General features: G+C 34.5%; 15 protein-coding genes. 7 read left to right on the forward strand and 8 right to left on the reverse strand.

The window, feature by feature from the left end:
* Positions 1-205 precede the first annotated feature (205 nt).
* Both LUU93_RS00525 and LUU93_RS00530 read left to right on the forward strand, forming a co-directional pair.
* Complete coding sequence (locus LUU93_RS00525; RefSeq protein WP_232676269.1) at positions 206-1,528, forward strand: M16 family metallopeptidase; 1,323 nt, start codon at positions 206-208, stop codon at positions 1,526-1,528.
* Positions 1,529-1,540: 12 nt separating this feature from the next.
* Complete coding sequence (locus LUU93_RS00530) at positions 1,541-3,589, forward strand: M16 family metallopeptidase (RefSeq protein WP_232676278.1); 2,049 nt, start codon at positions 1,541-1,543, stop codon at positions 3,587-3,589.
* Between the two features lie 320 nt (positions 3,590-3,909).
* Here the strand turns inward: LUU93_RS00530 and LUU93_RS00535 are convergent, their stop codons facing one another.
* Positions 3,910-4,776 carry a DMT family transporter gene (locus LUU93_RS00535; RefSeq protein ID WP_232676287.1) on the reverse strand — a complete coding sequence of 289 codons (867 nt, stop codon included), beginning with the start codon at positions 4,774-4,776 and terminating at the stop codon, positions 3,910-3,912.
* A gap of 101 nt (positions 4,777-4,877) precedes the next feature.
* Between LUU93_RS00535 and LUU93_RS00540 the strand changes: the two genes are divergently transcribed.
* Positions 4,878-5,261, forward strand: a complete 384-nt coding sequence (locus LUU93_RS00540) for a heavy-metal-associated domain-containing protein (protein WP_232676296.1) — start codon at positions 4,878-4,880, stop codon at positions 5,259-5,261.
* A 49-nt stretch (positions 5,262-5,310) separates the two neighbouring features.
* Here LUU93_RS00540 and gldD read toward each other — a convergent pair whose 3' ends face one another.
* Genes gldD through LUU93_RS00555 form a run of 3 tightly spaced genes read right to left on the reverse strand, consistent with a single transcriptional unit; the run spans position 5,311 to position 7,631 of the window.
* The gene (gldD, locus tag LUU93_RS00545; RefSeq protein WP_232676307.1) at positions 5,311-5,871 is read right to left on the reverse strand and encodes a gliding motility lipoprotein GldD; all 561 of its coding nucleotides are present in this window, start codon (positions 5,869-5,871) and stop codon (positions 5,311-5,313) included.
* Positions 5,872-7,167, reverse strand: coding sequence for a gliding motility-associated protein GldE (locus tag LUU93_RS00550; protein ID WP_232676316.1), 1,296 nt, complete (start codon positions 7,165-7,167; stop codon positions 5,872-5,874).
* 23 nt (positions 7,168-7,190) lie between these two features.
* Entirely contained in the window at positions 7,191-7,631 is a 441-nt protein-coding gene (locus LUU93_RS00555; RefSeq protein ID WP_232676325.1) for a single-stranded DNA-binding protein, read from the reverse strand.
* A gap of 213 nt (positions 7,632-7,844) precedes the next feature.
* Between LUU93_RS00555 and LUU93_RS00560 the strand changes: the two genes are divergently transcribed.
* Positions 7,845-8,183, forward strand: coding sequence for a DUF2085 domain-containing protein (locus tag LUU93_RS00560; protein ID WP_232676327.1), 339 nt, complete (start codon positions 7,845-7,847; stop codon positions 8,181-8,183).
* Between the two features lie 19 nt (positions 8,184-8,202).
* Positions 8,203-8,439 carry a hypothetical protein gene (locus tag LUU93_RS00565; protein WP_232676329.1) on the forward strand — a complete coding sequence of 79 codons (237 nt, stop codon included), beginning with the start codon at positions 8,203-8,205 and terminating at the stop codon, positions 8,437-8,439.
* A gap of 43 nt (positions 8,440-8,482) precedes the next feature.
* Here the strand turns inward: LUU93_RS00565 and mutY are convergent, their stop codons facing one another.
* A complete protein-coding gene (gene mutY / locus LUU93_RS00570; protein WP_232676337.1) occupies positions 8,483-9,517 on the reverse strand; it encodes an A/G-specific adenine glycosylase in 1,035 nt (344 codons plus the stop codon).
* Between the two features lie 139 nt (positions 9,518-9,656).
* On the opposite strand from mutY, the gene LUU93_RS00575 reads away from it, so the two are divergent.
* Together LUU93_RS00575 and LUU93_RS00580 are read left to right on the forward strand one after the other, a co-directional pair.
* Positions 9,657-9,947 (forward strand): HU family DNA-binding protein, encoded by a 291-nt coding sequence (locus LUU93_RS00575; RefSeq protein ID WP_007805026.1) that lies wholly within the window; start codon positions 9,657-9,659, stop codon positions 9,945-9,947.
* Between the two features lie 378 nt (positions 9,948-10,325).
* Positions 10,326-11,870, forward strand: a complete 1,545-nt coding sequence (locus tag LUU93_RS00580) for an Rne/Rng family ribonuclease (RefSeq protein WP_035645529.1) — start codon at positions 10,326-10,328, stop codon at positions 11,868-11,870.
* Between the two features lie 223 nt (positions 11,871-12,093).
* On the opposite strand, the gene pbpC is transcribed toward LUU93_RS00580, so the two are convergent.
* The 3 genes from pbpC to LUU93_RS00595 form a co-directional block, all read right to left on the reverse strand.
* Positions 12,094-14,469 (reverse strand): penicillin-binding protein 1C, encoded by a 2,376-nt coding sequence (gene pbpC / locus LUU93_RS00585; RefSeq protein ID WP_232676346.1) that lies wholly within the window; start codon positions 14,467-14,469, stop codon positions 12,094-12,096.
* Between the two features lie 226 nt (positions 14,470-14,695).
* Positions 14,696-20,368: an alpha-2-macroglobulin family protein gene (locus LUU93_RS00590; RefSeq protein ID WP_232676355.1), complete on the reverse strand. Its 5,673-nt coding sequence runs from the start codon at positions 20,366-20,368 to the stop codon at positions 14,696-14,698.
* Positions 20,369-20,594: 226 nt separating this feature from the next.
* Positions 20,595-21,038: a nucleoside deaminase gene (locus LUU93_RS00595; RefSeq protein ID WP_057121345.1), complete on the reverse strand. Its 444-nt coding sequence runs from the start codon at positions 21,036-21,038 to the stop codon at positions 20,595-20,597.
* Between the last annotated feature and the right edge of the window lie 35 nt (positions 21,039-21,073).

Consider the following 21,073-nt stretch of genomic DNA (forward strand, 5'->3'; position numbering starts at 1 on the left):
AAAAATATTTTAAGCTGTTTAATCGTTGTTTTTCAAGGCTTTTTAAAAGAATTTCATCCTCAATTAGAGGTAAAAGATTGTTAAATTGCAATCAAAACAAAGATAAACCTCTAAATGATAATTAAAAAAAGTTATTTTTGATGTAACTATAATCAACTCTTGGCTACCTACATATTTTACTAGGTATTTAAATTTATTAATCTTTATGAAAAATTCGATAATGATGTTAAGTGCAGCACTAATGCTTGGCGGAGTAGCTCATGCTCAAAAGGTGGCTTTTGAAGAATACAATTTAGATAACGGCATGCATGTTATTCTGCATAACGATCCTTCGGCACCTGTGGTCATTACTTCTGTAATGTATCATGTGGGTTCAAAAGACGAACGTCCGGATCGTACTGGTTTTGCACATTTCTTCGAACATTTATTATTTGAAGGAACTCAAAATATAAAACGCGGCGAATGGATGAAAATCGTTACCGCAAATGGCGGCGTGAACAATGCCAACACATCTGACGACAGAACATATTATTATGAAGTTTTTCCATCAAACAATTTAGAATTGGGTTTATGGATGGAATCGGAAAGATTGATGCACCCAATTATCAATAAAATTGGAGTTGACACGCAAAATGAAGTGGTAAAAGAAGAAAAAAGAATGCGTTACGACAATCAGCCTTACGGAAATATTCTTCCGGAGGTTAAAAAGAATATGTTTAAAAATCATCCGTATCGCTGGACAACTATCGGTTCTATGAAAGATTTGGATGCTGCAACACTTGAAGAATTTCAGGCATTCAATAAAAAATTCTACACTCCAAATAATGCAGTTTTAGTAATTGCAGGAGATTTTGACAAAACAAAAGCTAAAGAATGGGTTCAGAAATATTTTGGACCAATTCCAAAAGGTGAAGATGTTAAAAAACAAACTTACACCGAAGAGCCAATTACACAGACCATTAAAGCAACTTACGAAGATCCGAATATCCAGATTCCGATGGTTGTGGCTTCATACAGAACGCCGTCAATGAAAACAAGAGACGCCAGAGTTTTAGATTTAATTTCATCGTATTTAAGTGACGGAAAAAGCTCTAAATTGTACAAAAAGATTGTCGACGATAAAAAAATGGCGCTTCAAATTGGTGCCGTTGGTTTTAGTCAGGAAGATTACGGAACCTATATATTGTATGGATTGCCAATGGCGCCAAATACTACAGCCGATATTTTAAAAGAAATGGATGAAGAAATCGTAAAGCTTCAAACCGATTTAATTTCTGAGAAAGATTACGAAAAATTACAAAACAAATTCGATAACAATTTTGTGAATGCTAATGCAAGCGTAGAAGGAATTGCAGAAAACCTGGCTTCGTATTATTTACTTTATGGAGATGTAAATTTAATTAACACCGAAATTGATATTTACCATTCTATTACGAGAGAAGAAATTAGAGAAGTTGCCAAGAAGTATTTAAACCCAAATCAGCGCTTAATTTTAGATTATATTCCTACCCCAAAATCGCAAAACTAAGAATATCGAATCATGAAAAATCTATATACATTTTTAATCATTTTATTCCTAACTGGAATTATGCAAGCACAAGATCGTCCACAACCAAAACCAGGAAACCCGCCTGTAGTTAACATTAAAAAACCTCAAACCTTTGTTTTGGCAAATGGTATGAAAGTTCTGGTTGTCGAAAACCATAAATTACCAAGAGTAAGTTTTAACCTTACACTGGACAATGCCCCATTTACAGAAGGAAACAAAAAAGGTGTTGACGAATTAACAAGCAGTTTAATTGGTAACGGAACCAAAAAAACTGCGAAAGAAGCTTTTAATGAAGAAATTGATTTTTATGGTGCAAATATCAATTTTACATCGCAAGGCGCTTTTGCAAGTTCTTTATCCAAATATTCAGGACGTGTTTTAGAGCTTTTAGCCGAAGGTGCTTTACAGCCAAATTTCACGCAAACTGAATTTGATAAAGAAAAAGCAAAATTATTAGAAGGACTTAAAGCCGATGAAAAAAGTGTTCCCGCAATTGCAAATCGTGTGGTTGATGTTTTAGCTTTTGGACGAAACCATCCTTCTGGAGAATACCTTTCTGAAGAAACTGTAAAAAATGTGACGCTTGAAGATGTTCAAAAAAATTACGCAACATATTTTGTACCGGAAAATGCCTATTTAGTTATTATTGGAGATGTTAAATTCAAAGAAACCAAAACAGCTGTAGAAAAACTTTTCGGCGGATGGAAAAAACAAGCCGCTCCAAAAAATACCTATCCAAATCCTGAAAATGCATCTAAACTTCAAATTGATTTTGTAGATGTTCCAAATGCGGTTCAATCAGAGATTTCGTTGGTAAATACTATAAATTTAAAAATGAGCGATCCTGATTTTTTCCCTGCTGTAATTGCAAATCAAATTTTAGGGGGTGATTTCAACAGTTATTTAAACATGAATTTACGCGAACAGCACGCGTGGACTTATGGCGCAAATTCAAGTATTGGAAGCGGAAAATATGTAACCAAATTCAAGGCTTCGTCTGCGGTTCGTAATGCGGTAACAGACAGCGCCGTTGTTCAGTTTATAAAAGAAATTAAAAGAGTTCGTACCGAAAGAGTTGATCCAGAAGTTTTAAGAAATGTAAAAGCAGGATATATTGGGCGTTTTGTTATGCAGGTAGAAAAACCTCAGGCTGTGGCACGTTATGCTTTAAACATTGAAACAGAAAAACTTCCGGCTGATTTCTACGAAAAATACATTCAAACAATTACCAATGTAACTGCCGATGATATTTATCGTGTGGCAAACAAATATTTTTTACTTGACAATATGCGAATTGTTGTTGTTGGAAAAGGTTCTGATGTAATTTCTGGTTTAGAAAAACTTCAAATTCCGATTTATTATTTTGATAAATACGGAAACCCAATTGAAAAACCGGCTGTTAAAAAAGAAGCTCCCGCAGATATTACTGCAAAAACTGTTTTCGAAAATTACATCAAAGCTATTGGCGGAGAAAAAGCAGTAACTGCCGTAAAAACACTTTATATGGATGGAACAACAAAAGTTCCGCAAGCTCCCGCCCCGCTGACTTTTACTTCAAAACTTGATTCTAAAGGGAAAATGATGGTTTCACTTTCTATGGGAAGTATGAATTTAATGAAACAGGTTGTAAATGATAAAGGCGCTTATATTGAACAGCAAGGAAAACGTAAAAACCTTGAAGGCGATGACCTTAAAGAAATGAAAGCAAATGCTGCTCCTTTTGAAGAATTACAATTAGTAAAAAGAACAGACTTAAAAGTAAACAGCATTGAACCAATTAACGGAAGCGATGCTTATGCCATAAAAGATGGCAATACAACTCATTATTATGATGTAAAATCTGGGTTGAAAGTAGCAAAATCGAAACTTCGTGAACAAGACGGAAAATCGGTTACGCAAATCACAAACTTCAACGATTACAGAGAAGTAAAAGGTGTTAAAGTTCCTTTTAACTTAGTTCAAAATGTAGGTTTTGAATTAGATATCAAAATGACAGATATCAAGATTAATGAAGGAGTTTCTGAGGCAGATTTTCTTTAGAGAGGCTAAGGTTCTGAAATGCTAAGATTCTAAGTTTTTTTTCTCATAGGCTTTGTCAAAGTTCAAAATTTTGACAAAGCTTTTTTATTTAGTTTGTCATTTCGACCGAAGGGAGAAATCGCATTCGGGATTCGACAAAGATTGACGACATTCTATGCGGAGTTTCTATTGCGATTTCTCCCTTCGGTCGAAATGACAAACTTCTGCCAGAAAACTTTTTATCCTCTTTTTTGTCAGGCTTAGCGAAGTCGAAGCCCCCGTTCCAATTGGCACGCCCTTTAATTTTACGCAGGATGACAAACAAAACCTTGATCACTATCTTATTTCTTAGCCGATAAATAAACTCCAATCAAAATAATAAAAGCACCAAAAAACTGAATTGGCGTAAGCATTTCGTTATCTAATAATCCCCAGAAAAAAGCAACAATTGGTATTAAATAAGTTACAGAAGTTGCAAAAACCGGAGACGAAATCTGAATTAATTTAAAGAACAAAACATTTGCAATTCCGGTTCCTAAAATTCCTAAAATCATTACGAAGAAAATAGAATGATGTGTAACTTCCATACTTATTCTTTGAGGAATATCGGTTGTACTTAAAATCAGCAACGCCGGAATAAGCAATATGGCAAAATTCCCTGTTGTGATGCTAAGCGAGTTTAAATCAGATAAATATTTCTTGATTAAATTGACATTTATTGCATAACTAAGTGTCGCAATAACTACCAAAATAACATAATAGTAATTCTGCCCCGGATGCGATGCTGCGCCGCTTAAAACCAGTAATAAACATCCAATTAAACCAACAAAAACACCTAATACCTGTCGTTTTTGAAATTGAATCCCAAAAATTAATATTCCTAAAACCAACGTATTTAAAGGCGTAAGCGAATTTAAAATGGCTACAATTGAGCTGTCAACTTCTGTTTCTGCAATCGCAAAAAGAAAAGCCGGAGTAAAAGTTCCGAAAAAAGACGTTATCGCAACAAATTTCCATTGGCGGCGAGAAATCTTTTTTAAACTTTTAAAACCAACAATCAATAAAAAAAAGGCAGCAAAAATAATTCGGAAAGATCCAACCTGAACTGCGGTTAAACCTACTAATCCTCTTTTGATTAAAATAAAAGAACTTCCCCAAATTAGTGACAATACTAACAAGTAAGCCCACTTTAACTGTTTTGCATCCATAAAAAGTATTTTACTGCAAATTTGTACTATTTTTACGAATTAGCCTCTTCCTTTTTACTAATTTTGCAAAGAAAATTATTAGTAAATTAAATTCTTATAATATGAAATTCACAAAGATCATAGCTTCATTAGCAATTGCTGGTTTAATATTCGTAAGCTGTAAAAAAGAAGAAGATAAAAGTTTGGCAGTAATTAATGCTGAAAAAGCTGCTCCAAAAGAACACAAACCAATTGCTGCAGAAAATGTACAAACGGCAAGTTTCAACATTGAAGGTATGACTTGTGCAGTTGGATGCGCCAAAACTATCGAAACGGAATTATCTAATTTAGAAGGTGTAGAAAAAGCAACTGTTGATTTTGATAAAAAATTAGCGACTGTTACATTCGACAAAACGGTTCAAAATTCTGAATCACTGACGAAAGTTGTTCAGGAAACCGGAGACGGAAAAACATATAAAGTTTCAAACTTTAAATCTAAAGTTTAAAGTTTCTCCATAAAAAAGGCGTTCAATTGAATGCCTTTTTTATTGTTTCTTATTTCCACTTCAACGTTTCCATCAATCGCTGCATATCATTTTTGATATAACTTGCAGCCGGCATTACAGAATCAAAATTTGGTTTTGCATAAAAATAAACTGATCCTGTTATAAAATGTTTTGTACTGTCTGTAACGTAAAATTGAGAGTTTGTAGCCGCATTTCCATCCACTTGATAAAACATACCGTAAACTTTCTTTTCTGCGTTTAAATACGGTTGTTCTAAAATATCATCGGCTTTAATAACGTGTTCGTAAGTCAGTTTTTGAGCGTCTTTTAAAAGCTTTTCGATATCGCCGTGAACAGGCTTATAGGTTAAATAAATAGTCGCTTTCATTTTTGGATATGTAATCGCAAATCCGCAGTCTTTTTCACCTTTAATAACCGCATCTTCATTCATTTCAAAAGCAAAGGGGCAATTGTTTTCAAAATTGACATATTTGGCTTCTGGATAATCTAATCTAAGGAAACTTGCAGGTTTAGGCAAAACGTCGTCTTTACAGCTTACAACTGTTAATGTGAGCAAAATTACCGCAACCAAAATTATTCTTTTAAACATTTATTCTATTGTTACTTTTATTTGTTTTACACGCTTTTTATCAACTGTTTCTATTGTAAAAAGACAATTTTCAAAAGCTATTTTTTGATCTTTTTTAGGGAAATTCCCCAGGATTTCTAAAATAAATCCGGCCAGCGTTTCGGCTTCGCCTTTATGAGATTCAAATATATCTTCGTCGACATCGACAATTCTATAGAAATCTTTAAGGTTTATTTTTCCTTCAAAAAGAAAATTCTTTTCGTCTATTTGAGAGAAATTTAAATTTTCATCATCAAATTCATCGCTGATATCCCCTACTATTTCTTCAATTATGTCTTCTAAAGAAACTAATCCGGAAGTTCCGCCATATTCGTCAACAACAATTGCCAAATGACTTTTAAGGCTTTGAAAATCTTTTAATAGATTATCCAATTTTTTATTCTCAGGAACGAAAAATGCTTCTCTTATTAAAGATGTCCAGTCAAAATTGTCTTTATCAATATGCGGCAATAAATCCTTAACAAACAAAACACCTTCAATCTGGTCAATATTATCTCGATAAACCGGAATTCTTGAAAATCCTTTTTCGATTATTTTAGGATAAATTGCCGAAAATGATTCTGTAATTTCCAATGCAAATATATCAATCCTCGGACTCATAACCTGCTTTGTATCTGTATTTCCAAAAGAAACAATTCCTTCTAATATTTTTTGCTCTTCTGTTGATGTTCCTTCAGAATCTGTTAATTCTAAAGCCTGAGAAAGCTGATTTATAGAAAAGCTGTTTTTTTGTTTCCCTAATTTATTATGCAAATATAAAGTAACACTGCGCATAGGCAAGCTTATTGGCGACAGTAATTTATCTAAAATAGAAATGGAATAGGCGAAACGTTTGGCAAATTTTACATTGTTACGGCTTGCGTAAACTTTTGGCAAAACTTCTGCAAATAATAAAATCAGGAAAGTAACCAGAATTACTTCTAAAATAAATTTTAAAACAGGAGAATCAACACCTGAAAAAATGTTTCTGCCAATAAAAGAGAACAAAATAACGACTCCAATATTTAAAAAATTATTGGCGACTAATAAGGTTGCTAAAAGTTTTTTAGGTTTGTCTAAAAGATCAGAAATAATTTTTCCTTTTGAAAGGTTTTCCTGAAGAGTGTCATCAATATCTTTTTGGGACAAAGAAAAAAGTGCAACTTCGGCACCTGAAACAATTGCTGATAAAAACAGCAAAATAAATATTCCGACAAAACCAATTATTAAATTGGTGTCTAAAGTTGTAGTAAATAATAAACTGGGCTCCGGGTCCAAATTACATAGGATTAGTTAAACAATCAAAAAGGCAGATCATTAATTGGCAAACCTTCGTTTGGCGCATCAAAGTTAGCATTTTTTGCTGGTTCCTGATCGTGGCCTGACCGCTGATTTGCAGTTTCTTTTTTGGTAGTCAGAAAAGTAAATTCTGTAACCTGAATTTCGGTTGTATATTTTGTTGTGCCGTCTTCAGCCTGCCACTGTCTTGACTTAATACGTCCTTCAACATATATTTTATCACCTTTAGAAAGGTATTTTTCACAAATTTCGGCAGCTTTATTACGCACAACCAAATTATGCCATTCTGTAGACGTTATTTTTTCATTGGTCGTTTTATTTATGTAAACTTCATTTGTAGCCAGTTGAAAGCGGCCAATACAGTTTCCTCCATCAAAATAATGCATTTTTACATCATCGCCTAAATGACCAATAAGCATAACCTTATTTAATGTTCCATTCATAATTAATAGTGGTATTTCTACCAAAGATACATTTTTTTAGCAAATTAATTCCTGCTTTTATAAAAATTGTAGATTGTATTTAGAAAAGTATTTTTACTTAAAACAGCATTTCATTCTGTACTAAATATTTCCAATTCTAATTAAACGAAGGAATATAAAATATTGACACTAAGAAAAATTATGTTAAATAAAAAATTATTGTATTTTTGATTCATGAGAAAAATCGAATTTGTCAGCTGCCACAAACTACCTGAAAGGTCTTTTTTTTATAAAGGGAAACAATTTCCTTTTTGTGCCCGTTGTACCGGCATTTATGTTGGCTATTTTATTTTTATACCTCTTTTATGGTTTATTAAAATAGACATTTATCTGGCATTACTAGCAATTCTTCCAACAATGATTGACGGTCTCACGCAAGCCTATTTTAATAGAGAAAGTAATAATTTTTTGCGCTTTTTCTCAGGAATTATTGCTGGATACGGACTTGCCGGATTATCTGATTTTATCGCATACTGGACAGTATATTTTTTTAAATACATTTTTATTAATTAACCACGTAAAACAAACAATTATGTCTGAAGAAAATTCTAATTTTAATGAATTCGAAAAAAATGATAAATCGGAACAAGATTTAAGCACGCCGCTAAAAGTTTTATCTTTTTGTATTCCGTTAGCCGGAGCAATTATTTACTTTGTAAAAAAGAATGATGAGCCCGTAGCAGCAAAATCAGCATGTAATATGGCCTTAATTGGTTTTGCAGTTGGAATTGTGGTTAGAATAATTCAGTACGCCGCCGCCGGAGTATAGAAATGAATAAAAAACGACTTCTCATAAAAGTCGTTTTTTATTATTATAATTTCTCAATAAAATTATATATTACAATTGGAAAAGGAAAGCTTTTTAAAGTTTTCAAATCAATTCCTTTTTCAAGTGCTTCATTAATTTTTATTTTCCAAAACTGAATGTGAAGATGCTGATGCGAAAGCTTATGAATTATGGCCGCTTCACTGCATTCTTCGATACCTACTATAGTATAGAAAGAAAACATATCATTTTTTACTATACCGGCAACAGTATTAAAATCTACAATTTCACTGCTTTCAAAAAGAGGAAACTCATACAAATTATGCCAGATTCCTTTTGCAGTTCTTTTTTGAACAATAGTGTTTCCTAAAATATCTTCTAAAACCAGATAATTAAAAAACCTATTTGTAATTTTTATTTTTTTTGATTTTACCGGTAAAGTATCAACTTTATTTTTCTGCAGCGCTAAACAGCTGTCATTAAAAACACAGACAGAACAATTGGGACTTTTAGGAACACATTGCAGTGCGCCAAACTCCATTATCGCCTGATTGAAGATCGCCGGGTTATCTTTTGGCATTAATTCGTAAGCCAGTTTTGTAAATTCTTTTTTTGCTGCGGGCTGTGCTATATCTGATTCTATATCAAAATAACGGGAAAGTACACGAAATACATTTCCGTCTACAACTGGAACGGCTTCATTATAGGAGAAAGATGCAATTGCCGCAGCAGTATATTCACCAACACCTTTTAATTTTAAAAGTTCTTTATATGAAGGAGGAAAAGTTCCGTTTAGATCCTCTGCAACATATTTTGCTGTTTTATGAAGATTTCTTGCGCGCGAATAATATCCTAATCCCTGCCAAAGTTTTAAAACTTGTTCTTCAGATGCATTTGCAAGATCAAAAACAGTAGGAAATTCCTCCGTAAAAGCAAAAAAGTAAGGCATTCCTTGCGCAACTCTTGTTTGCTGCAGCATAATTTCTGAGAGCCAAATTTGGTACGGATCGGCCGTTTTTCGCCACGGTAAATCACGTTTGTTTTGTAAATACCATTTTATCAATATGTTAGAAAAATTCATTGCAAAATACTTAGAATACAAAAGTAAATGTTTATGTAATTAAAATTTAACGAATTAGCTTGATTAATTATTTTTTTAATTCCTATATTTGCAAACTCAAAAAAATAGTACACCATTTATAAATAAAATAGGAAAGAAAATGACGAAAGCAGATATCGTAGCGAAAATTTCAGAGAAATTAGGTCTTGAAAAAGGAGATGTTCAAGCAACAGTAGAAACTTTTATGGAAGAAGTAAAAACTTCTTTAGAAACAGGAGACAATGTTTACCTAAGAGGTTTTGGTAGTTTTATTGTAAAAACCAGAGCTGAAAAAACTGGTAGAAACATCTCAAAAAACACTACAATCAAAATCCCGGCACACAACATCCCTGCGTTTAAACCTGCAAAAGTATTTGTAGAAGGAGTTAAAACTAACAACGAAGCAAAATAATATTAATTAACATAAATCTGACACGATATGCCAAGTGGTAAAAAAAGAAAGAGACATAAGGTAGCTACTCACAAACGTAAGAAAAGAGCGAGAGCTAACCGTCACAAAAAGAAAAAGTAGTTTTAAACTACTTTTTTCTTTTTAAACGTTCATTGAAATTGAGAATTAGTGTTCAGTCATCAGATTTTAGTATTCAGTTTACTGATTACTTGGAACTGGAAACTGCCAGCTAGTTTTCCCCGGGTTCAATACCTGTTAAAATATTGTTTAATCCATCCTTGTAGAAGTTGATGGTTCTTGGTTTTTGGTTTTTGGTTATTTTTACCAACAACTATCAACAAACAACCGACAACCAATTCACGGATAAAAATTTACAGTGTGAATAAAGAATTAATCATTAGATCTAGTTCTGAAGCCGTAGATTTTGCCTTATTAAAAGATGGAAAACTAATTGAATTACACAAAGAAGAAGAGAAAAGCAACTTTCAGGTTGGTGATATTTTTATTGCCAAAATCAGAAAACCAGTTGCCGGACTTAATGCTGCTTTTGTAAATGTAGGCTTCGAAAAAGATGCTTTTTTACATTATCACGATTTAGGCCCAAACTTAGCTTCTCAGCTGAAATTCATAAAACTTGTAAGCGCAGGTAAAATAAAAGATTTCTCCCTAAAAACCTTTCAGTTTGAAAAAGAGATTGACAAAGATGGCATCATTACTGATATTTTAAGTGCCAATCAATCTGTTTTAGTTCAAGTAGTTAAAGAACCTATATCGACCAAAGGCCCAAGAATAAGTGCTGAGCTTTCTCTTGCCGGAAGATTTATTGTTCTAGTTCCTTTTTCTGATCGTGTTTCTATTTCTCAAAAAATAGAAGACAAAAAAGAAAAGGATCGTCTAAAAAAACTTGTTCTATCGATCAAACCTAAAGGATTTGGTGTTATTGTTCGTACAGTAGCCGAAGGCAAAAACGTAGCCGAATTAGAAAAAGATTTGCAGAACCTGCTTGGCAGATGGTCTGCAATGTGTAAAAAATTACCAACTGCTCATCATCCATCAAAAGTATTAGGAGAGCTTAACAGGGCTTCTTCGATATTAAGAGATGTATTCAATGATACCTTTAGTGGTATTCAAATAGATGATGAAGAGTTGTACCATCAAACGAAGGAATATCTGCAAGAAATTGCACCTTCAAAACAATCGATTGTTAAGTTTTATCAATCAAATGACACTCCAATTTTTGAGAAATACAATATAGAGAGACAAATCAAAACTTCTTTTGGCAGAACCGTTTCTATGAGTAAAGGGGCTTACCTTATCATCGAACATACTGAAGCTCTTCACGTTATAGACGTAAACAGCGGAAACCGTTCGAATAAAGCTACCAACCAGGAAGACACCGCCATGGAAGTGAATATGATTGCCGCAGCAGAAATCGCCAGACAACTTCGTCTGAGAGATATGGGCGGAATTATCGTAGTTGATTTTATCGATATGTCTAATCCAGAAAACAGGAAAGTTTTGTTCGACTTCTTGCGAGAAGAAATGAGCGACGATAAAGCAAAGCATAAAATATTACCGCCGAGTAAATTTGGTTTAGTCCAGATTACAAGACAGCGCGTAAGACCAGAAGTTAACATTAAAACCAGAGAAGAAGATCCTAATAAAGTCAATGGTGAAATTGAAGCACCAATATTAATAATAGACAAGATCACCTCTGATTTAGAAAGACTTTTAAAAACCCACAATAAAGTTGTGCTTAACACACATCCGTTTGTGGCTGCATACCTCAGCAAAGGTTTTCCATCATTACGTTCAAAATGGTTTTTTGAACATAAGAAATGGGTGAAAATCATACCTCGTGACGCTTACACGTACTTAGAATACCATTTCTATGATAAAAAAGGAAATGTTATTTCAGAATAAAAATCAAAACCGCCCCGATGCATCGGGGCGGTTTTTTTATGCGTCATTGCGAGGAACGAAGCAATCTCGTACAGCATTTCGACCATAATGTCACCCTGAGCGAAGTCGAAGGGCGCTCCAATTGGCACGTGGGCTTCGACTTCGCTCAGCCTGACACACAATAACCCATAAAGAAGCAAAATTTGGAATTTGGAATTTAAAAATTGGAATTCCCTTTTAAATTTTATTCCCTCACAATTTCAATTTTCCTTCTAATTTCATTTCCGGAAGCATCTACAACCGTAATATAATGTATTCCTGTTGTTGGAGTTATTGGCAGTTCATGAAAGGTTTTAGTGGTTGCTTTATAAACATCATCAATATACCAAAACAATTCTTTATCCCTTTCAGAATAAGCCACTTTTAAAATTACGGGCTGTACTTTACTATTGAAATCCTTAGTTAAATAAATTTTGCTGTTTGCTTTTGGGTAAATAAAATCCATTGTTTTAGTCTGCGTTCCCTCGCATCCTTCTTTAAACGGCGGTAAAGGAAGATATTCAATATGCTGGCTTTTGTAATACCAAGCCATTACGGGAGGCAGTACAAACCAGTTTTTTGTGACAATATTTTCGATACTTTCACAGCTGCTGTTTACCTGAAATTGTTCTGTTTTATCTAAATGAATTGTTTTATGATACGGACAAACCGCTGTAGATTTGCCTTTTTTAGAAACCCATTGTTTAATTTTCGGACAATTATCTTTTGCCAAATATCCGCTTAAGCGGCAAACTTCAACTTCTTCTAAATCTTCATAGGGAATATCAAACCATCTTTGTCTTGGCAGTAAATTAAAAACGTCAAATAAAATTGGCGCTGCGCTGGTAACTCCGGTTAAAGTTGGTCTTCCTTCTCCGGTTGCATTTCCAACCCAAACTCCAACCACATATCTTGAATTTGTTCCAATGGCCCACGCATCACGATTTCCGAAACTGGTTCCTGTTTTCCATGCAATTTTAAGTGAACTGTCATAAAATTTCCAGGCTTCGTCTCCTTCTGGCCTGTTTACTTCTTCCATTGCGTTATACGTTAACCAAATTGATCCCGCACCCAAAATATTCTTCTGATTGGTTTCAGATCCAAAATCGGGCTTAAAATCATTTTTATAGTTTAGCTCTGTGAATTCATTTGTTCTGTATTTTCCGTTGTTTTTAGTATAATAATTAAGCGTAGAGGAAAGATTTGCATACGTTCGGCATAAATCCCATAAATTGCTTTCGGCACCACCTAAAATAAGCGACAAACCATAATGATCTGGGGTTTTATTTATGTCTTTTAATTTGAATTTTTGAAGTTCTTCATAAAATTTATTGACTGTAAATTCCTGAAGCATTAATACTGCCGGAATATTCAATGAACGCGATAAAGCCCGATGCGCCGGAACAGCCCCATCAAACGTAAGATTAAAATTCTGCGGTGTATAACCCGAAATCTGCGTTGGAACATCAGCCACTAAAGTGTTTGGCAATAATTCGCCGTCGTCAAGCATTGCGCCATACAAAAGAGGTTTTAAAATACTTCCTGTACTTCGTGGAGCATCAATAATATCAACATCTTTTTGATGATCTTTATCTGTTGGAGAATTTCCAACATAACTCATTACATTTCGGTTCTGAACATCTATTACTAAAATTGCCAGATTATGTACTTCATTCTGTTTGTATTGATTGTAATAATATCTTGCGATTTGGTTTACTCTATTTTGCAATGCGTGATCAATAGTAGTTTTTACTCTTGTTCCTTCTTCACTTTTTGCTACTCTCTGCAATAAATGCGGTGCAATTTGAGGCAGATCATACGGTTTTTGTGGTAAAGGTTCTTCTATCGAAAGTTCGTATGTCTGCTTGTCGATTATTCCTTCCTGATGCAGTTTTAGTAAAAGTCGGTTTCGTTTATTTAATAATTTTATCTGATTTTTTCCGGGGTAAATTAAACTTGGGGCATTTGGCAAAACGGCCAAAACAGCATTTTCTGCCCAGGACAATTGATTCGACTGCACACCAAAATAACGCCACGAAGCCATTTCCAGCCCCACTACATTTCCTCCAAATGGCGCATGTGCAGCATACATTTCGAGAATTTCATTTTTAGAATATCCTAATTCTAAACGGGTTGCGAGAATAATTTCAACAAGTTTTTCAAAATAGGTTCTGTTTTTCCCTTTTCGGGATAATCGGATAACTTGCTGTGTTAAAGTACTTCCTCCTCTTACTACTTTACCTGCTTTTCTGTTTTGTTTAAAAGCATTTACCATCGCTCCCGGATTAAATCCCGGATGTTTGTAAAAATACTCATCTTCAAAATAAACGATACATTTTTTGAATTTATCGGGAACGCTGTCCTGCGCTGGAAAACGCCATTGTCCGTCGCGGGCAATTTTGGCACCGAGCAATTCTCCTTCTTTACTTTCAATAACGGTTGAATACGGTTCTTTGAATAAAGTTCGGGGAAGGGAAAAATAGTAAATCAACAAAAGCACAAATGCAATTGCTGATTTTATTTTGTTTCTTTTAATCCAGTTTATAATGCGTTGGAAAAACGCTATAAGTTTATTTTTCAAGACTGATTTTATTTAACCGCAAAGTTTTTTTTGCACGCAGATTTAGCAGATTTGGCAGATTTTCTTTTTTGATCTGCTTAGATCTGCTAAATCTGCGTGAAACTTTATTTTACTGCAAAGTTTTTTGCCCACTGATTTTACGGATGACACGAGTTTTCGCAGAGTAATTTAATAACATCTGTTCGAATCCGTTTCATCCGTAAAATCCGTGGGCTATTTTTTCATTCTACTTCACAACCTCAACCCAGAATCCTTTTGTTCTTGCCAGGAATGTGTTGTCGTACATGGCTTCGCATTGTAAACCTGGCAGATAATAATTTCCTAGATACGATGCATTTAGCAGAATTCTGAAAACTTTCGTTTCTCTGGATTTCATTCCAAAGTAGAAATTAGTTCTGTCGTCACGAATATCAATATAATCTGCAATATTGTTTACTGCGTCTCCGTAATCTGTGAAACGTGTGTTTACAATTTCGAATCCAGAAGGCAGAATTTGCGATAACGCCACATTTTGAACACTTTCATTTCTTTGGTTTTTAATCGTAACCTCAGCGATAAATTCAGTCCCCTGACTTATTCTTGAAACATCGATCGTGCTTCCTTTTCTGTTTTTGAAAACAATAGATGCAGAAACATCTGTTTGAACAGCATTTTCATGTCCAATTGGCAATATTCCCGTATTCAATACACGAACATAAACCGTATTATTTTTAAGGTTTTTTAATGTGATACTATTTGTTCCGCTGGCAGCAGATAAACTACGATCTGCAATTGTTTTTTGCGTATTTATAGTTTCTCCTTTGCCGTTTTTACTAAACTGAATATTGATTCCTTTTGGACCGTTGCTTATCGCAAATTTCGACATTGAATACAAACAGTAAGCTGTTGTTTGCGTACTCATCCATTGATTTGCCGACATTTCTTTGGCTAATTTTGTTGCCATTGCAAATGCTTTTTGTTTTTGATCTAAAAGAAGCAGTGTTTCTAAAGCCATTGCTCTGTTTCTTTCATCTGAACCATAATAGTAATAATTATAACCATCCGATCCATCAATACTCGTTTGAAGCAGTAAATTCTGTCCTGCCGATTTTTGTCCGGCTAAAACATAAGCCGCAGCCAAACGAAGTTTACTTTCGTTCGAAATTGATTTTGTTTCGCGCAATCTGTTCATTGACGATAAATCGGCATTTCCGGCTAAAGCCAAAGTATATAGTCTATAAGACTGAGCCAGATCGTTTCCGTATTTCGGTTCAAAACGCCATTGTTTTGCTTCTTTCTGCTGATACGAAAGCCACTTTGATTTGAAATTAATTGGCAGTACATATCCTTTTTTCTCTGCTTCAATCAAGAAATGTCCAGCGTATGAAGTTCCCCAATCGTCTGCAATTGTACCTCCTTGCCAGTAAGGCAATCCACCGTTTGATAACTGGAAGTTTCCTAATCTCTGAATTCCGGCTGCGATATTTTTTTGAATAATTTCTTTACGTTTCGCATCAATATCGGCAACATCACTTAAGAATAATTGCGGAAAAACCGACGATGTTGTCTGTTCTACGCAGCCATGCGGATATTGGATTAAATATTGCATTCTGCCATTTAAATTCATCGAAGGCATAGACGAAACTTCTAATCTTGCTTTATTACTTCCGGCAACACCAAATGTTTTCCACGAAAGTGTTTTTGTACTGTTTGGAGTCAAAATAACATCTGTAAAAGTACTTGTTACCGGATTCGGGTTCGTCATATCAATTTCAACATCGTAAGATGATTTCTCATTTCCTGATGTTGCAATAACCTGAACTTTTGCAATTCCGGCTGCAGAACCTACAACCAAATTGAAATACGCCATTTTTTCGTCTGGCTGTGCAAAACTTAGCTTTTGAACAGTGCTTCCCACAACTTTTAATCCGTTGCTTGTTTTGATCTGAACAGAAACATTTTTGATTTTATTTTCAGTTGCAAAAACGGTAACCGGAATCGTCACTTTTTCTGAAGGTGAAATTTTTCTCGGCAATGAAGCTAAAACCATCAACGGACTTCTAACCGGAGTTGCTTTTTCTACACTTCCGTAAGCACTTGTCGCAGCGTCGCCGGCAACAACCATTGTTCTAACAGAACCGATATATTTTGGAAGTTTTAACTGATGTGATTTTGTTTCTCCTTTTTCTAATTTAAATGGCCCGTAATACAATACAACTGGTTTAAAACGGTTTGCTTTTTTAGCTTTTCCACCGCCCAAATCCTGATCTCCACCAATACTGAAAATCTGGTTTATTTTTCCTCCGTAAGCGCCAATTACATCATCGTAAACGTCCCATGTTTTTACACCCAAAGCTTCACGAACATAGAAACTATCCCACGCATTTGGCGTTTTAAAACGAGTTAGATCTAAAAGTCCTTCATCGACAACAGCAATGGTATATGTCATTTCTTTTCCTGTTTTCTCCCCTACTTTAACCGTAAATGGCTGTTCTGGTTTTAATACATCAGGCATATTAATGGTTGGTGCCAAAATCGTGTTTTTATCCACTACTTCAATCGGAACGATTCCGTACATACGAATTGGCGAATCGTTTTTGGTTGAAGCGTGCGGCTGTAATAATGTGATATTAAAATAGACATTTGGTGCCATTGCTCCCGTAATTGGAACTTCGACTTTTGTTTCTCCATTTTTGGTTTCCGCCCAAAGTGTCTGTACAACTCTTGATCCGTTTTCAATTGAAATTAAAGCACGTCCGCCTTCACTTGAAGGGAAAGATATTTGTGCTTTTTCTCCAACAGCATAATTCTTTTTATCGGTAGAAAAAACTAACATATTAGCTGTAGAAGCATCTCTGTTTCTAGTTTTTCCAGACCAGATTGGCCAGTCGATATTTACGGTTAAAGCTGTGGCATGTCCATCGTTTGGATCTTCAACACGAATTAAATAACGTCCCCATTCTTCATCGGTTAAAGCAAATTGAAAACTTCCGCGTCCGTTCGAATCAGTGTTAATTACTGTAGATTTATAAGATGTTGTCGAGTTCGATGAATTATAATTCGATAAGTTATCGCTTGAAGAATCCCACCACCATCTCCAGTCGACTTTGTAAATTCTTACTTCAAGGTTTCGAACTGCTTTTGGTCTTCCGTTTTCATCAACCGTAACTACTTCAAAACGATTATTCGTTCTGGTTTCAAGCATATTGTATTTGTTAAGTTCAGGCGATTTTATTCCAACGTAAGTCTTGTATGGAGAATAGGTCGTCGAAATAACGTCTGTACTAAAATCCCCGCCTTCTTCATACACTTTTGTAATGAACGAAGCACGAAGCATTCCCGGCGCCTGACCTTGCAATCTAGGCTGAATATTTACAGAAGCTTTTCCACTTTCGTTTAATTTTCCTGAGAAAACATTGATTTCTTCTGTACTAAACTGACGGACTAAATCATCAAAACTATATTTTTCAAAACCTTTAAAAGTGGTGGTTTGCTGCGAGAATTTTGCCTGCATTTCTACATTTAAATTCTTAGCAATTGCACCATGAAGCCAAGTTACTTCCAGATTATCTGTATTTGGATAAGATGATGAAAGTGTTTTTCTGCTAAAAGTATTTTTAATTTTTAAACGATTTGGTTTAATCGTTTCTATTTTAATACTCTTATAGAATTTAGCGCCGCCAACGCTTACCATTGCTTCCCAATTTCCTGTTGGCGCATCCTGATTTGTTGGAACTATAAATGCATAATGATTTAAATCATTCGTTTTTTGAACGGTTTGATAAACGGTTTTCCCATTCGGATCGTTTAGTCTGAATTTTATCGGATGTGATTTCGGAAGTTTATTTGCAGCATCATTCAAAATAAAAGACAAATACAAATTATCTCCCGGACGCCACACACCTCTTTCTCCGTAAATAAATCCTTTTAAACCTTTTTGTAAAGTCTCTCCGGCAACATCAAAATTACTTACCGATAACGAAAGTCCGTCGTCTAACTTCACATATGTCGATTGATCGCCTAATGTTACAATTGCAAAATAGGCGAATTTATCCAGTTGGAAAGAAGCAATTCCTTCGCTGCTTGTTGCTTGTGTTGCAATTTTTTGCTGTTGAAAATTATACAAGTCAACTCTTGCGTTCGAAACGGGTTCAGTCGTCACAATATTATTTACGGCAAATAGATACGATTTGTTTTCACCTCTTTTGGCAATAACCCCTAAATCTGAAGCCAGAATATTGGTTGCAATTTTCGCATTATAATAATACGATCCAGAGCAAGGATCTTGGCTTTCTCTCCATTCGTAATCATCATAATAATAATCGTCGTATGAGTTTCCACTGTAGTTTACATCATTTTCATCGACTTCTTCTTCCTCTTCATTATTTGAATCATCCTCTGAGGTTTCACATTTATACAGCGAATATTTCTTTTTATATTCAAACTCAACTCTATAGATCGCACCTGGTTCAGGTTTTATAATTTTAGATAAATCTAAAGCATATGTATTCCATTTCGTTAGATTTACGAGCGTGCTTTCTCTTAAATTAAGCGTTGTTTTTGCAATAGGCTGCGCCACTTTTTTGAGGTTTTGCGCTCCGTTTAATTCGTTGTATTGAAGAAACTGCAGAATATTATTTTTGTAAATTTTATAAACTTTTACATCAACGGCACTTAAATTTACTGCTTCAAAATTCAGTTTTAAATTGTTTGAACTTGGCAGAATTGTACCGTTTTTAATAAAACGAACATTTGGTTTTATCTGATCAAAAGAAATTTTTTCAGAATAGTTCGCCTCCATTTTTTTGCCGTACTGGCTTTCAATTCCCTGAAAAACTTCCAAAAGTAATTCTCCCGTAATCACTTGTTCAGGCTCTTCATCGGGAACAACTTCAACAATATCTTCTGCCGGAGCGTCAACAACAGCGGCGGAATCGACAACAACTGCAGCAGAATCAACGGTAACATCAACCGTTTCTTCCTGAACAACAACCGGGGCTGGTTCTTCTTTTTTAGGAGCAGTTTCGTTTGTAAAATATACTTTTAATAAATTCCCTTGTGTAGAAAACTTTAAGTTATTAGTGTTTTGAATCGAAACTAATCCTTTAAAATCTTGTCCTTTTTCTAAAGGTTCAGAAAAATTAATTGAAACCGATTGGTTACTTCCATCCGGAACTTCAACTTTTATAATTTTAAATTCATTAATGCTTGTAATCGGAAAATCGATTTGTCCTTTTTGATCGATATCAAAATCATTTCCGTCGTATATAATCTCCAAGTTTGAAGCTTCAGAAAAACGCTGAATACTGTCAATTATAAAACGAAATTCTTTTGCAGGACCTGTCGTTTTCTCAAACTTAATTTTAAGATTATTTCCTTTTTGTTTGGCTTCGACCAGTTTTTGGGCCGTTTCAAGATCAATTTTATCTGCTGTTTTTAAAACGCAGTTTAAATATTGATATTCTTTACTGTACGATTGAATATCGCCGGTATTTATGGTAAAATCCTGCTTAACTGTTTTAACTGTAAAGTTGAATTTAGAAAGCTCTTTTTCCTTTTCTTTTGGAATTGCTGTCAGTTTATCTAAGTTTAAAGTAACCTGATATTCTGTTCCCGGATTCAGTTTTTTCTCAGGAATAAAAGCAATTGTATTGGTAGAAAGTGCTACCACTTTTCCGTGAACGTTTGGTGAAATATCAAATAAGTCGTCGTCTAATTCCTGATTGGGTTTCCAATCGTTTTTATCGAAAGCCAAAACAACCCGAATATCAGAATCGGAGGAAACGATTCCGCTGGTAAAGCTGGTTATGTACTCTTTAAATAATGAAAAATCTGAATTGAAATCCGCAGCCGATTTTCTGCCGCAGGATTGAAAAATAAAAAACACAAAAAATACGAGAACTAAACCTTTTGCTTTCACTTTTATTTAGAGTTAATGGTTAACAAGTTAGTAATTTAAGATGATCTGCTGTTTAAAGTCTTAACAGCAAAACGCAAATTAAATTACAATAAAAGTAGCGTATTTTTTGTTTCTTTATGAAGAAAATTCTTTAGCAATAATTATTTAACTTTTGTTGAAGTTTGCTAGTTATTGCAGCATTGGTTAGAGACTATTTCCAGCTATCTGCTACATCTTTTTTAAAAGATCATTTTCTTCTTTCCAGAAAAAAACGTTTCATTAAATCCGCAGCTTCATTAGCCATTACACCAGAAACCACAGTTGTTTTTGGGTGCAGTTTTGTTCCCATATTAAGAAATCCTCGCTGTTCGTCGCGTGCGCCAAAAACAATTTTCGAAATCTGGCTCCAATATAAAGCCCCTGCACACATTTGGCACGGCTCAAGCGTTACGTAAAGCGTGCAGTCTTTTAAATATTTTCCTCCAAGGAAGTTTGCAGCGGCGGTTATCGACTGCATTTCGGCATGAGCCGTAACGTCATTAAGTAATTCAGTTAAATTATGACTTCTTGCAATTACTTTATCTGCCACAACAATAATAGCTCCAACAGGAATTTCGCCTTTAGCAAAAGCTTCTTCCGCTTCCTGCAAGGCTTTTTTCATAAAATATTCGTCAGTGAAAGGATTTTCCATAGATGCAAAAGTAAAACTTTAGTCATTATTTTTAT

This window comes from Flavobacterium soyae (genome assembly GCF_021245985.1).
In the GTDB taxonomy this organism is placed as follows: domain Bacteria; phylum Bacteroidota; class Bacteroidia; order Flavobacteriales; family Flavobacteriaceae; genus Flavobacterium; species Flavobacterium soyae.